At 56.0% G+C, this 12,584-nt stretch carries 23 protein-coding genes; all 23 read left to right on the top strand.

Annotation, left to right across the window (positions count from 1 at the left end):
• The first annotated feature begins 6 nt into the window (after positions 1-6).
• The 23 genes from rplB (at position 7) to truA (ending at position 12,463) form a co-directional block, all read left to right on the top strand.
• Positions 7-870, top strand: a complete 864-nt coding sequence (rplB, locus tag SYNC_RS02090) for a 50S ribosomal protein L2 (RefSeq protein ID WP_011618396.1) — start codon at positions 7-9, stop codon at positions 868-870.
• A gap of 35 nt (positions 871-905) precedes the next feature.
• Positions 906-1,181: a 30S ribosomal protein S19 gene (rpsS, locus tag SYNC_RS02085; protein WP_006854824.1), complete on the top strand. Its 276-nt coding sequence runs from the start codon at positions 906-908 to the stop codon at positions 1,179-1,181.
• 4 nt (positions 1,182-1,185) lie between these two features.
• The gene (rplV, locus tag SYNC_RS02080) at positions 1,186-1,551 is read left to right on the top strand and encodes a 50S ribosomal protein L22 (protein ID WP_011618395.1); all 366 of its coding nucleotides are present in this window, start codon (positions 1,186-1,188) and stop codon (positions 1,549-1,551) included.
• Between the two features lie 21 nt (positions 1,552-1,572).
• Complete coding sequence (gene rpsC, locus SYNC_RS02075) at positions 1,573-2,304, top strand: 30S ribosomal protein S3 (RefSeq protein ID WP_011618394.1); 732 nt, start codon at positions 1,573-1,575, stop codon at positions 2,302-2,304.
• A gap of 16 nt (positions 2,305-2,320) precedes the next feature.
• Positions 2,321-2,788, top strand: coding sequence for a 50S ribosomal protein L16 (rplP, locus tag SYNC_RS02070; protein WP_011618393.1), 468 nt, complete (start codon positions 2,321-2,323; stop codon positions 2,786-2,788).
• A gap of 2 nt (positions 2,789-2,790) precedes the next feature.
• On the top strand, positions 2,791-3,000 hold the full coding sequence (rpmC, locus tag SYNC_RS02065; RefSeq protein WP_011618392.1) for a 50S ribosomal protein L29: 210 nt from the start codon (positions 2,791-2,793) through the stop codon (positions 2,998-3,000).
• A 19-nt stretch (positions 3,001-3,019) separates the two neighbouring features.
• Positions 3,020-3,286 (top strand): 30S ribosomal protein S17, encoded by a 267-nt coding sequence (gene rpsQ, locus SYNC_RS02060; protein WP_011618391.1) that lies wholly within the window; start codon positions 3,020-3,022, stop codon positions 3,284-3,286.
• The gene (gene rplN, locus SYNC_RS02055; RefSeq protein ID WP_006854818.1) at positions 3,283-3,648 is read left to right on the top strand and encodes a 50S ribosomal protein L14; all 366 of its coding nucleotides are present in this window, start codon (positions 3,283-3,285) and stop codon (positions 3,646-3,648) included. Before rpsQ ends, rplN begins: the two co-directional genes overlap by 4 nt.
• 1 nt (position 3,649) lies before the next feature.
• Positions 3,650-4,006 (top strand): 50S ribosomal protein L24, encoded by a 357-nt coding sequence (gene rplX / locus SYNC_RS02050; protein WP_041426319.1) that lies wholly within the window; start codon positions 3,650-3,652, stop codon positions 4,004-4,006.
• A 49-nt stretch (positions 4,007-4,055) separates the two neighbouring features.
• Positions 4,056-4,595: a 50S ribosomal protein L5 gene (gene rplE / locus SYNC_RS02045; RefSeq protein ID WP_006854816.1), complete on the top strand. Its 540-nt coding sequence runs from the start codon at positions 4,056-4,058 to the stop codon at positions 4,593-4,595.
• A 19-nt stretch (positions 4,596-4,614) separates the two neighbouring features.
• Positions 4,615-5,016 (top strand): 30S ribosomal protein S8, encoded by a 402-nt coding sequence (rpsH, locus tag SYNC_RS02040; RefSeq protein ID WP_011618389.1) that lies wholly within the window; start codon positions 4,615-4,617, stop codon positions 5,014-5,016.
• 15 nt (positions 5,017-5,031) lie between these two features.
• A complete protein-coding gene (rplF, locus tag SYNC_RS02035; RefSeq protein ID WP_011618388.1) occupies positions 5,032-5,571 on the top strand; it encodes a 50S ribosomal protein L6 in 540 nt (179 codons plus the stop codon).
• Between the two features lie 33 nt (positions 5,572-5,604).
• A complete protein-coding gene (gene rplR / locus SYNC_RS02030) occupies positions 5,605-5,973 on the top strand; it encodes a 50S ribosomal protein L18 (RefSeq protein WP_011618387.1) in 369 nt (122 codons plus the stop codon).
• Between the two features lie 13 nt (positions 5,974-5,986).
• Complete coding sequence (rpsE, locus tag SYNC_RS02025; protein ID WP_041426318.1) at positions 5,987-6,634, top strand: 30S ribosomal protein S5; 648 nt, start codon at positions 5,987-5,989, stop codon at positions 6,632-6,634.
• 8 nt (positions 6,635-6,642) lie between these two features.
• Positions 6,643-7,095, top strand: coding sequence for a 50S ribosomal protein L15 (gene rplO, locus SYNC_RS02020; RefSeq protein WP_011618385.1), 453 nt, complete (start codon positions 6,643-6,645; stop codon positions 7,093-7,095).
• A 109-nt stretch (positions 7,096-7,204) separates the two neighbouring features.
• Complete coding sequence (gene secY / locus SYNC_RS02015; protein ID WP_011618384.1) at positions 7,205-8,524, top strand: preprotein translocase subunit SecY; 1,320 nt, start codon at positions 7,205-7,207, stop codon at positions 8,522-8,524.
• Positions 8,525-8,552: 28 nt separating this feature from the next.
• Positions 8,553-9,104: an adenylate kinase gene (locus SYNC_RS02010; protein ID WP_011618383.1), complete on the top strand. Its 552-nt coding sequence runs from the start codon at positions 8,553-8,555 to the stop codon at positions 9,102-9,104.
• A 47-nt stretch (positions 9,105-9,151) separates the two neighbouring features.
• On the top strand, positions 9,152-9,265 hold the full coding sequence (rpmJ, locus tag SYNC_RS13675; protein ID WP_011618382.1) for a 50S ribosomal protein L36: 114 nt from the start codon (positions 9,152-9,154) through the stop codon (positions 9,263-9,265).
• 76 nt (positions 9,266-9,341) lie between these two features.
• On the top strand, positions 9,342-9,707 hold the full coding sequence (rpsM, locus tag SYNC_RS02000) for a 30S ribosomal protein S13 (protein ID WP_006854808.1): 366 nt from the start codon (positions 9,342-9,344) through the stop codon (positions 9,705-9,707).
• A gap of 66 nt (positions 9,708-9,773) precedes the next feature.
• Entirely contained in the window at positions 9,774-10,166 is a 393-nt protein-coding gene (gene rpsK / locus SYNC_RS01995; protein WP_006854807.1) for a 30S ribosomal protein S11, read from the top strand.
• 50 nt (positions 10,167-10,216) lie between these two features.
• On the top strand, positions 10,217-11,155 hold the full coding sequence (locus tag SYNC_RS01990) for a DNA-directed RNA polymerase subunit alpha (protein WP_011618381.1): 939 nt from the start codon (positions 10,217-10,219) through the stop codon (positions 11,153-11,155).
• Between the two features lie 31 nt (positions 11,156-11,186).
• Positions 11,187-11,537: a 50S ribosomal protein L17 gene (rplQ, locus tag SYNC_RS01985; protein WP_006854805.1), complete on the top strand. Its 351-nt coding sequence runs from the start codon at positions 11,187-11,189 to the stop codon at positions 11,535-11,537.
• Between the two features lie 29 nt (positions 11,538-11,566).
• Positions 11,567-12,463: a tRNA pseudouridine(38-40) synthase TruA gene (truA, locus tag SYNC_RS01980; RefSeq protein WP_193328845.1), complete on the top strand. Its 897-nt coding sequence runs from the start codon at positions 11,567-11,569 to the stop codon at positions 12,461-12,463.
• Positions 12,464-12,584: the final 121 nt, after the last annotated feature.

Here is a 12,584-nt window from a genome sequence, read left to right as displayed (position 1 = left end):
ATCGTCATGGCAATTCGTACTTTCCGCCCCTACACCCCCGGTACCAGAACCCGGGTAGTCACAGACTTCAGTGAAGTCACCGGCCGCAAGCCGGAGCGCTCCTTGGTGGTGTCGAAACACCGCCGCAAAGGACGCAACAATCGAGGTGTGATCACCTGCCGTCATCGCGGAGGTGGTCATAAGCGCCAATACCGCTTGGTCGACTTCCGTCGCAACAAGCATGGAGTCACCGCCAAAGTGGCTGCCATCCACTACGACCCTCACCGCAATGCGCGGTTGGCCCTGCTTTTTTACGCCGATGGCGAAAAGCGATACATCCTGGCTCCGGCTGGGATCAGCATCGGCCAAACAGTCGTTTCAGGCACTGAGGTGCCGATCGAGATCGGCAATGCCATGCCGCTCTCAGCCATCCCACTCGGTTCAAGCGTTCATTGCGTTGAGCTTTATGCCGGACGCGGTGGTCAGATGGTTCGAACCGCAGGAGCAAGTGCTCAGGTCATGGCCAAAGAGGGCGATTACGTCGCCCTCAAGCTCCCCTCCACTGAGGTGCGCCTCGTGAGGCGTGAGTGCTTCGCCACTCTTGGCGAAGTAGGCAACGCTGAAATTCGCAACACCAGCTTGGGCAAAGCTGGTCGCCGCCGTTGGCTGGGGCGTCGTCCTCAGGTCCGAGGCAGCGTGATGAACCCTTGCGATCACCCTCATGGTGGTGGTGAAGGCCGTGCTCCTATTGGGCGCTCGGGACCTGTCACCCCTTGGGGCAAACCCGCTCTGGGCCTCAAAACCCGCAAGCGGAATAAGCCCAGCAACAAGTTCGTCCTCCGGAAACGTCGCAAGACGTCCAAGCGGAGCCGTGGCGGACGCGATTCCTGATGTCACTCACCGCTTTGCAGTTCGCTTAATCCGCCATGGGACGTTCTCTCAAAAAAGGCCCATTTATTGCTGACAGCCTTCTTCGCAAGGTTGAAAAGCAAAACGCGGCTGACGACAAGTCAGTCATCAAGACGTGGTCCAGGGCCTCCACAATTTTGCCGATGATGATCGGCCATACCATTGCCGTTCACAACGGCAGAACCCACGTACCAGTCTTCGTGACTGAGCAAATGGTGGGGCACAAATTGGGTGAATTCGCACCCACACGCACCTTTAAGGGCCACATCAAAGACAAGAAAGGAGGCCGCTGAGACCATGACAACGTCATCCCCAACGGCAACCACTGCCCAAGCGCACGGCCGCTTCATTCGCGGCTCCGTTTCCAAGGTGCGTCGCGTACTCGATCAAATCCGTGGCCGCACCTACCGCGACGCGCTGATCATGCTCGAGTTCATGCCCTACCGCTCGACCGGTCCGATCACGAAAGTGCTTCGTTCCGCCGTCGCCAATGCCGAGCACAATCTTGGACTTGACCCAGCGAGCCTGATCATTTCCCAGGCCACCGCTGACATGGGTCCATCCATGAAGCGGTATCGGCCCCGCGCTCAAGGTCGCGCCTACGCGATCAAAAAACAGACCTGCCACATCAGCATTGCTGTGGCAGCTCAGACCGACTCCTGACCCCCCGAGCACACCGTCTGAATGGGACACAAAATCCATCCAACCGGCTTACGCCTGGGGATCACCCAGGAGCACCGGTCACGCTGGTACGCATCCAGCAAAAGTTATCCCGCCCTCCTGCAAGAGGACGATCGAATTCGCAAGTTCATCCACAAGAAGTACGGCTCGGCCGGCATCAGCGATGTGCTGATCGCCCGCAAAGCTGATCAACTTGAGGTTGAGCTCAAAACAGCTCGCCCCGGCGTGCTGGTTGGTCGTCAAGGCAGCGGGATTGAAGATCTTCGCAGCGGCATCCAAAAAACCGTTGGTGATTCCAGCCGTCAGGTCCGGATCAACGTGGTTGAAGTGGAGCGTGTGGATGCTGACGCATTCCTTCTCGCTGAGTACATCGCTCAGCAACTCGAGAAACGCGTGGCATTCCGCCGCACCATCCGCATGGCCGTACAGCGCGCTCAACGCGCTGGCGTACTTGGCCTGAAAATCCAAGTCAGCGGACGCCTTAATGGTGCTGAAATCGCCCGTACTGAATGGACTCGTGAAGGACGTGTGCCCTTGCACACCCTTCGCGCCGAAATTGATTACGCCACAAAAGTGGCCAGCACGACCTATGGCGTTCTGGGCATCAAGGTTTGGGTCTTCAAGGGAGAAGTTTTGAGCGACGACTCCCAGCAGCAGATCCCGGTGGGAGCGAATCCCCGCCGTCGGGCCGGTCGTAGGCCCCAACAGTTCGAAGACCGCTCAAACGAGGGTTGAACCGGAGGCCTAAATCATGCTGAGTCCCAAAAGAGTCAAATTCCGCAAACAACAGCGAGGTCGCATGCGCGGCGTCGCTACCAGAGGCAACACCATTGCCTTTGGTCAGTTTGCGTTGCAAGCCCAAGAATGCGGCTGGATTACTTCGCGTCAAATCGAAGCCAGCCGACGTGCCATGACCCGCTACGTCAAACGTGGCGGAAAAATCTGGATTCGAATCTTTCCTGACAAGCCCGTCACCATGCGTCCTGCTGAAACCCGAATGGGTTCTGGTAAGGGCAACCCAGAATTCTGGGTTGCGGTGATCAAGCCCGGCAGGATTCTGTTCGAGATGGGCGGTGAAGAAATCACCCCTGAGATTGCGAAGGAAGCAATGCGCCTTGCGCAATACAAGCTCCCGCTAAAAACAAAGTTCATCTGCCTCGATGAACAGGAACAGCCAGCCGGCACTAAGGCTGCTGCCTCTTCAACCGTGGAGTCCTGACCATGGCACGTCCTACCGCTTCAGATCTGCGCCAATTGTCTGACGCAGATGTCACCGAACAAATCGACGGCCTCCGCCGCGAATTGTTCGAACTCCGATTCCAGCAGGCCACCCGCCAGCTGGGCAACACGCACCGCTTCAAGGAGAGCCGTCTCAAACTGGCTCAGTTGCTGACGGTGCAATCGGAGCGCAAGCGCTCCGCTGCTTCCTGATCCTTAAGGAGAACCTTCCATGGCACTCAAAGAAAGGGTCGGCACCGTCGTCAGCGACAAGATGGACAAAACGGTGGTTGTGGCGGTGGAGAACCGCTTCCCCCACCCCATCTATCAAAAGACGGTCAGCCGTACCACCCGCTACAAAGCCCACGACGAAGACAACGCTTGCCGCGTTGGTGACCGTGTCCGGATTACCGAGACGCGTCCACTGAGTCGCCACAAGCGCTGGGCGATTGCTGAAGTCCTCAGTCAAAGCCCCAAAGCTGAGGAGGTGACTAAATGATTCAGCAGGAAACATTCCTCACTGTTGCTGACAACAGTGGCGCCAAACGCATCCAGTGCATTCGTGTTCTCGGCACCAATCGCCGCTATGCGCACGTTGGTGACGTGATCGTTGCCACCGTCAAAGATGCGATGCCAAACATGGGTGTCAAAAAGTCGGACATCGTCAAGGCCGTTGTGGTTCGAACCAAAGCCACAATGCGTCGAGATACGGGTAACTCCATTCGTTTTGATGACAACGCAGCCGTGATCATCAACGACGATAAAAATCCCAAAGGCACTCGCGTCTTTGGACCGGTTGCCCGTGAATTGCGTGAACGCAGTTTCACCAAAATCGTGTCCCTCGCTCCGGAGGTGATCTGAAATGGCTACCGCAACATCCAAAGCAGCCCCAGCTGAGCGCATCAAGATGCGTCTTCGTAAAGGTGACACCGTTCAGGTGATTGCAGGCAAAGACAAAGGCAAAACAGGAGAAGTCCTGCGCACCTTGCCTAACGAAAACCGGGTAATCGTGGAGGGACTCAACATGAGAACCCGTCACGTCAAGCCCACACAGGAAGGTGAAACTGGACGAATAGTCACTGAAGAAGCATCACTGCATGCTTCCAACGTGATGTTTTATTCCACAGCCAAAAAGGTTGCCAGTCGCATTGAACTGATTACCGAAAAAGACGGCAGCAAAAAGCGCCGCCTTAAGAAAACAGGCGAAGTGATCGACTGATCACCTCAATTGCTCTTCTGACAAAGCCCAGAAGTCCTTTCCCCCAGCCATGTCACTAAAACAGCGCTATCGGGAGACCATTCAGCCAAAATTGCTGAAAGATTTGAGTCTCTCCAACATTCATGAAGTTCCCAAGGTGCTGAAAGTCACCGTTAATCGCGGACTCGGCGAAGCAGCCACCAATGCAAAGTCTCTCGAGGCTTCGGTGAACGAATTGGCCCAAATCACTGGCCAAAAAGTTGTTATCACCAGAGCCAAGAAAGCTATTGCAGCTTTCAAAATCCGCCAGGGAATGCCGATTGGATGTGCCGTCACCCTCCGGGGTGATCGCATGTATGCGTTTTTAGAACGCTTCATCAACTTGGCGCTGCCCCGCATTCGCGATTTTCGAGGCGTTAGCCCGAAAAGTTTCGATGGCCGTGGGAATTACACCGTGGGAGTTAGAGAGCAAATCATCTTCCCAGAGATCTCCTTCGACAAGATCGACGCCATCAGAGGCATGGACATCACAATTGTGACGTCTGCCCGCACGGATGAAGAGGGCCGGGCCCTCCTCCGCGAGATGGGAATGCCATTCCGCAGCAACTGAGCCCCCCTCGGAAACCACTATGGCTAATCACGACCCAATTTCCGACATGCTCACTCGCATCCGCAATGCGAGTGAAAAACGTCACGAGTCCACAAAAGTTCCAGCCTCTCGCATGTCCCGCAGCATTGCCAAAGTGCTGCAACAAGAGGGATTTATCGCTGAAATCAGCGAGCAAGGCGAGGGTGTCCGCACCGAATTGGTGCTGGGACTCAAGTACAGCGGCAAACACCGCCAACCCACCATTCGCTCCATGCAAAGGGTCAGCAAGCCTGGCCTCCGCATATACAAAAACACGCGCGGCCTGCCCAAGGTCCTCGGTGGACTAGGGGTAGCCATCATCTCCACCTCTAAGGGTGTGATGAGCGACCGCGACGCCCGCAAACAAGGCGTGGGCGGCGAAGTGCTCTGCTACGTCTATTGACCCGGAACCTGAACCATGTCACGTATTGGTAAAAACCCAATCCCCATTCCCGACAAGGTGAATGTCACACTCAGCGGTCTTGCCGTCACTGTGAAGGGACCCAAGGGTGAGCTCAAACGCACCCTTCCTAGTGGTGTGAGTGTCAACCAGGTGGATAACTCCATCGTGGTCGCACCCACCAGCACAAAACGCAGTTCCCGTGAACGTCACGGCCTGTGCAGAACTCTCGTCGCCAACATGGTGATCGGAGTGAGTCAGGGCTATTCCAAAAAGCTGGAGATCGTTGGCGTGGGCTCCCGAGCCCAGGTCAAAGGCAAAACCCTCGTGGTAAGTGCTGGCTACAGCCATCCAGTGGAAGTGGTGCCTCCTGAAGGCATCACTTTCACGGTTGAGAACAACACCAACGTCACCGTCTCAGGCACCGACAAGGAATTGGTTGGCAATGAAGCCGCCAAGATCCGCGCAATCCGTCCTCCCGAGCCCTACAAAGGCAAGGGAATTAAATATGCGGGCGAGCGCATCCTGCGTAAGGCAGGCAAGTCGGGCAAGAAGTAATTCCCTGCCAGACACCCTTCAGCTTTACCCACCATGTCGACCCTCTCCCGCAAACAGCAGACTCAGAAACGCCACAGGCGTCTGCGTCGCCATCTCAGTGGCACGGCCAATCGTCCAAGACTGGCCGTGTTCCGCTCCAACAGTCACATCTACGCTCAGTTGATCGACGACGAAGCTCAGAGCACTCTGTGTTCTGCTTCCACCCTCGACAAAGACCTGCGCTCCAGCCTCAAAACTAATTGCAGCAGCTGTGATGCGTCTGTTGCCGTTGGCGATTTAGTGGCCAAACGTGCCATTGCCAAAGGCATTCAACAAGTTGTCTTCGATCGAGGCGGCAACCTGTACCACGGCCGGGTGAAAGCTCTTGCCGATGCCGCCCGGGAAGCGGGCCTTCAGTTCTGATCCTGCTCTCACTATGACGACCGAACCCAACAACCAGACCACCTCCAACGACGTGCCATCGGCTTCTGACGTTCCGGCAGCAGCTGAAGGTCAAGGCCAACAACAGGAGCAGCGCCGCGGCGGCGGCCGCGGTGACCGTCGCGGCGGTCGCGGCGACCGTCGCCGCGGCCAAGAACGGGATTCCGAATGGCAAGAGCGCGTTGTGCAGATCCGTAGGGTCTCCAAAACCGTCAAAGGCGGCAAAAAGATGAGCTTCCGCGCCATCGTTGTTGTCGGCAATGAGCGCGGTCAGGTTGGCGTTGGTGTCGGCAAGGCCGGCGATGTCATCGGTGCCGTACGCAAGGGCGTCGCTGATGGCAAAAAGCACCTGGTGAAAGTTCCTTTAACCCGCCACAACTCAATCCCGACTCTGTCGAATGGTCGTGATGGCGCAGCCAGTGTTCTCATCCGCCCAGCCGCTCCTGGTACCGGTGTTATCGCCGGTGGATCCATTCGTACGGTGCTAGAGCTCGCAGGCATTAAAAATGTCTTGGCGAAGCGCCTGGGAAGCAAAACTCCTCTGAATAACGCTCGGGCTGCCATGGTGGCCCTACAACTGCTCCGCACTCACAAGGAGACAGCCAAGGAACGGGGGATCTCCCTCGAGCAGATCTACTCCTGATTTCCCCCATGACTCTCAGACTCGAATCTCTTAAACCCAACAAAGGTGCTCGTCGGCGCAAATTGCGTAAGGGACGTGGCATCGCAGCCGGTCAGGGTGCTAGCTGCGGCTTCGGCATGCGCGGACAAAAGTCTCGATCAGGCCGTCCCACCCGTCCTGGATTTGAAGGCGGTCAGATGCCGCTTTATCGCCGGGTGCCAAAGCTCAAGCACTTCACCCTGGTGAATCCGAAGTCATTCACCGTTCTCAACGTGAGTGCACTGAACGAGATCAAGGCCGGCAGCACCGTCAATCTCGACTCTCTTGTCAAAGATGGCATTGTCACCAGCCCTAAGAGTCCCCTCAAGATTCTTGGCAACGGTGAACTGAAAGCAAAGCTCACCGTTCAGGCTGCTGCCTTTACTGCCTCTGCTCGCGCCAAAATCGAAGCCGCCGGTGGGACCTGTGAGGTTCTCGACTGATCTCACCCATATGATCTGCTCCGCGCAGATCTAAGGTCTGAGCCGTCCCACTGGATTCCCGTCCAGGGACGGCTTTGCTGCATCAGCCCCATTCTTTTCTTCCTTCTCCATGCTTGTCAGTCGGGGACGTAACCCCAGCGCCACTGAAGTGATTACCCAGTTGGTGCAGAACCCTGAGCTGCGCGGCAGGGTTCTCACAACGTTGGGGCTGCTGATGCTCGTCCGGCTTGGGATTTATATCCCAATGCCTGGGATCGATCGCGTCGCTTTTGAGCAATTTATTGAGCAAGGCGGAACACTCATCGGTTTCCTTGACATTTTTACCGGGGGCGGAATCTCCACTCTTGGCGTTTTTGCCCTAGGCATCCTGCCTTTCATTAACGCCTCGATCATCATTCAACTGCTCACAGCATCGCTCCCCCAGCTCGAGGACTTACAGAAAAACGAAGGGGAGGCAGGTCGTCGAAAAATCGCCCAAATCACGCGCTATGTAGCGCTCGGATGGGGAACGATTCAGAGCGTCATTTTTGCGATGATTCTTCGCCAATATGCCGTTGAAGGATTAAGCGACGTTGTCTTTGTCTTCCAAACCGCGCTGGCCTTGGTGACAGGCTCGATGATTGTGATGTGGCTCAGCGAAGTCATCACAGAGCGAGGCATCGGACAGGGGGCATCCCTTGTGATCTTTTTGAATATCGTGGCCACGCTTCCAAAGGCTCTGGGTTCAACGATTGAGAAGGCTCAGACAGGAGACCGTGGAGATGTCGTTGGCATCATTATTTTGGTCTTGGTTTTCCTGATCACCATTGTTGGAATCATCTTTGTCCAAGAGGGTGCGAGACGCCTACCGATCGTCAGCGCCAAGCGCCAGGTCGGAGGGACAGCGCTCCTACCAAGTCGTCAGAGCTATCTCCCCCTAAAGCTCAATGCTGGTGGAGTGATGCCGATTATTTTTGCGTCAGCCCTGATCTTTTTGCCGATCACAATCGCGAATGTCACCAATAACCCAATCCTGATTCGAGCAGCGAGTGCCTTGAATCCGAGTGCAGCCAATCCATGGCCTTACGCAATCTTATTTTTCTCCCTCATTTTGGGGTTCTCCTATTTCTATTCGTCGCTTTCCCTCAACCCGAGTGACATGGCCACCAACCTCAAACGAGGCGGAGTGGCCATACCAGGAGTGAGACCTGGTAGTGCAACAGCCGCCTATCTAGAGGGAGTCAAAAATAGATTGACCCTTCTTGGCGGACTTTTCCTTGGAGCTGTGGCCATTATCCCCTCAGCCGTTGAGAGAGCCACAGGAGTGACAACCTTCCAAGGGCTAGGAGCCACATCACTTCTGATCCTGGTTGGTGTCGCGATCGACACCGCCAAGCAAGTTCAGACCTACGTGATCTCCCAGCGCTACGAAGGACTTGTTCGCCAATAAGGCACTACATCCAGTCAACCCAATTTCCATGAAACAACGACTGCTTTTTTTAGGCCCACCCGGTGCTGGCAAAGGGACCCAAGCAGCACTTTTATGTGATCGTCATGGCTTACGTCACCTCTCCACAGGCGACCTCTTACGCGCCGAAGTCTCTGCTGGAAGCGCCCTTGGCCAAGAAGCAGAAAGCGTGATGAATCGTGGAGAGCTGGTAAGCGACTCACTCGTGCTGGCCATCGTGAAAGCGCAGCTAGGAGCACTGAATGGCCAGGGATGGCTATTGGATGGATTCCCCCGCAATGTTGCCCAGGCTGAGGCTCTCGATCCGCTGCTGCAGGAGCTCAACCAACCCATCGAAGCCGTGGTGCTTCTTGAGCTGGATGACGCCGTCCTCATCGAACGTTTGCTCTCCAGAGGGCGTGACGACGACAACGAAGCAGTAATCCGCAATCGGCTCGTGGTCTATGCAGATAAAACAGAGCCCTTGATTGAGCATTACCGTCAGCGCGGTCTGCTGCAATCGGTGGAAGCCCATGGCAGCATCGAAGCCATCACCGAGCGGATTGAAGGTGTTCTTGCTTAGCTCGCTGTGGTAAATTCGTTGTTTGGAATTTTGGAGAGCCACACCCCATGAAGGTGCGCGCCTCGGTCAAGAAAATGTGTGAAAAGTGCCGGGTGATTCGTCGCCACGGCCGGGTAATGGTGATTTGCCCAAACCCCAAGCACAAGCAGCGCCAGGGATGATTCCTGGCTCCACACTCTGACCGCATCATTCGCCGCCTAGCAAGGCGGCAACTGTCCCCCCTCGATTATTTGCTCAGTGGCAAGGATTGCTGGTGTTGACATTCCCCGCGACAAGCGGATCGAAGTCGCACTTACTTACATCTACGGAATCGGCTCAACTCGGGCCAAGACCATCCTCACCAAAGCCGGAGTCAACCCTGACATCCGTGTGAAGGATCTCGAGGACAACGATGTGCAGAAATTGCGCAACGCCACTGAGTCCTTCACGATCGAGGGAGATCTGCGGCGCCAAGAGGGCATGGCCCTTAAGCGCCTGCAAGACATTGGCTGCCTGCGTGGCCGTCGTCATCGGATGAGCCTTCCTGTTCGCGGTCAACGAACCCGCACCAACGCCCGCACCCGCCGTGGCGCCAGGAAGACTGTGGCCGGCAAGAAGAAATAAGCCTGCCCGATTCCATCGGTCTCACTCTTCATTCATTACAGCCCTACCCCCCTCAGGCCCTAGCCCATGGCCAAGCCAGCAAAGAAATCAGGCCCCAAGAAGGCCAAACGCAACGTCCCCAACGGAGTTGCTCACATCCAAAGCACGTTCAATAACACGATCGTGTCCATTACCGACACCACCGGAGAAGTCATCTCCTGGTCATCAGCTGGAGCCAGTGGGTTTAAAGGTGCTCGCAAGGGCACTCCTTTTGCTGCTCAAACCGCTGCAGAAGCTGCCGCTCGCCGAGCTCTCGAGCAAGGCATGCGTCAAATTGAAGTTCTTGTTCGTGGTCCAGGCTCAGGACGGGAAACAGCCATTCGCGCTCTTCAAGTTGCTGGCTTAGAGATCACCTTGATCCGCGACGTCACTCCCTTACCCCACAACGGGTGCCGCCGCTCTAAGCGGCGTCGTGTCTGAAGATCTCAGCGAATCAGTCCAGGCCCACTTCACTCTCTCCGCTTCAGCCCGTGTTGCAATACCAGATCGATCGTATCGAGCATCAGATCACAGATGATCGCTCCCAGACCGGTGTCTTTCTCATCGGCCCCCTGGAGCGTGGTCAAGCAACCACTCTCGGGAATTCCCTCCGAAGGATGCTCATGGGCAACCTCGCGGGAACAGCTGTCACTGCTGTCCGCATTGCTGGAGTGAATCACGAGTACGCCACCATTCCAGGTGTGCGCGAAGACGTGCTTGACATTCTTCTCAACTGCAAGCAGCTCACTGTTACCAGTCGTACAGACGAGCTGGAAATCGGTCGTCTGATCGTCTCTGGGCCTGCAGTAGTCAAAGCCAAGGATCTCCAATTCTCATCACAGGTCCAAGTGGTGGATGGTGAGCGTCCGATTGCCACTGTGAGCGAGGGACACAGCCTCGAGCTTGAAGTCCATGTTGAACGGGGCGTTGGTTACCGCCCTGTTGATCGCCACAACGAAGACACGAGTGCAATTGATCTGCTGCAGATCGATGCTGTGTTTATGCCTGTTCACCGAGTGAATTTCACGACGGATGAAACAGCAGTTGCGGAGGGAGGATCGGCCCGCGAACGACTCCGCATGGAAGTTGTGACCGATGGGTCAATGACCCCGGATGATGCGATTGCACAGGCTGCTAATCAGCTCATTGAGCTATTCCAGCCCTTAGCTACCGTCACCATGGTAGAAGAACCAGGCATAGAACCTGAGCCTTCCGCTGAAGCTCAAATCCCACTCGAAGAGCTTAATCTTTCTGTCCGGGCTTACAACTGTCTTAAGCGCGCACAGGTGAATTCAGTCTCTGACCTGATGGGTTTCAGTTACGAAGATCTTCTCGAGATCAAAAACTTTGGCTCGAAGTCAGCTGATGAAGTGATCGAAGCTCTCGAGCGCATCGGCATTTCGATCCCCCAAAGTCGCACCAGCGTCTGATCCTTACGTCCTTCAGTCTTCTCTTAGAACCATGCGCCACCAATGTCGAGTTCCCTTGCTGGGCCGCCCGGCTGACCAACGCAAGGCGTTGCTTCGCGGACTCACAACACAACTCATCCGCGAAGGCAGGGTGACAACAACAAAAGCGCGAGCCAAAGCTCTGCGTGATGAAGCCGAACGGATGATCACGTTGGCCAAGAACGGGAGTCTCGCCTCCAGACGTCGAGTGCTTGGCTACGTCTACGACAAGCAGTTGGTCCACGCCCTCTTTGACAAGGCCCCAACGCGCTATGGAGATCGCAACGGCGGATACACCCGTATCACTCGTACGGTTCCCCGTCGTGGTGACAATGCTGAGATGGCCATCATCGAACTGGTCTGATTCATCCAATCGGCACAGTTCCATCCTTGCTGCCTGTGGTTCAAGATCCCTCGTCTGAGGCTGAACGCCAAATTCTTCAGAGAATTGCGATCTGCTTGCAGTACGAGGGATCTTTTTTTTGTGGTTGGCAGCGCCAGACCCAGGGGCGTGGTCAGAGCGTGCAAGCAGTGCTGGAAAAGGCCATTGCGGCCCTCGATCCACACCGACCTATTAAGGCAATCGCTGCTGGGAGAACAGATTCTGGAGTGCATGCGTCAGGGCAAGTCGTGCACTTTGACTGCAGCGGTCCGATACCAGCGAGTCGATGGGCACCAGCGCTCAACGGGCGCCTTCCTGCGTGCATTCGCGTGAGAGAAGCGATCGAACGTCCCCTGAGCTGGCATGCCTGCTATTCAGCAAGCTATCGGCGATACCGATACACGATTTACAACGGACGCCGTCCCAATTTATTTCTGGCTCCCTGGAGTTGGCATCGGTACCACAAGCGACTCGATGAACAAGCGATGGCGCAAGCTCTCGCAGGGTTGATGGGAGAGCATGATTTCGCTGCCTTTCAACGCGCAGGCAGTCGCCGATCTCACTCAAGAACAACCATCCAAGACGTAAATATCGAACGTGACGGCGATCTCTTGAGCGTGGAGATTCAAGCGAGCGGCTTTTTGTATGGAATGGTTCGGCTCTTAATGGGGCAGCTCATTGCCGTCGGCGAACACCGCCTCACCCCGCAACAATTTGAACAGCGTTGGCAAGAACGTCGGCGCGATGAAGTGCGAGAAGCCGCCCCACCCCATGGCCTCTGCCTGCTGAGAGCGGGATACCCGGAGGATCTCTTCAGCAAAGGTGGCTGGTACGATTGCCAACCGCGGTTTGCTTTGGCGACGCGTGATCCTCCTCCGGATCCTCCGCCTTGGCCGCAAAACCAATAAGCCCATTGCCTGAGGGATCCCGCTGGCCCGGTCTTGGATTCAAAAACCATGACCAGTGACAAGGTAAACTCGATCTTTGAGCTTTGATCAGATCGCCATGGTGATCTGATGCTCCCTGCCC

The organism is Synechococcus sp. CC9311 (assembly GCF_000014585.1).
GTDB lineage: Bacteria > Cyanobacteriota > Cyanobacteriia > PCC-6307 > Cyanobiaceae > Synechococcus_C.
The sequence above is the reverse complement of the archived record's forward strand: the minus strand, read 5'-3'. Positions and strand labels throughout refer to the sequence as shown.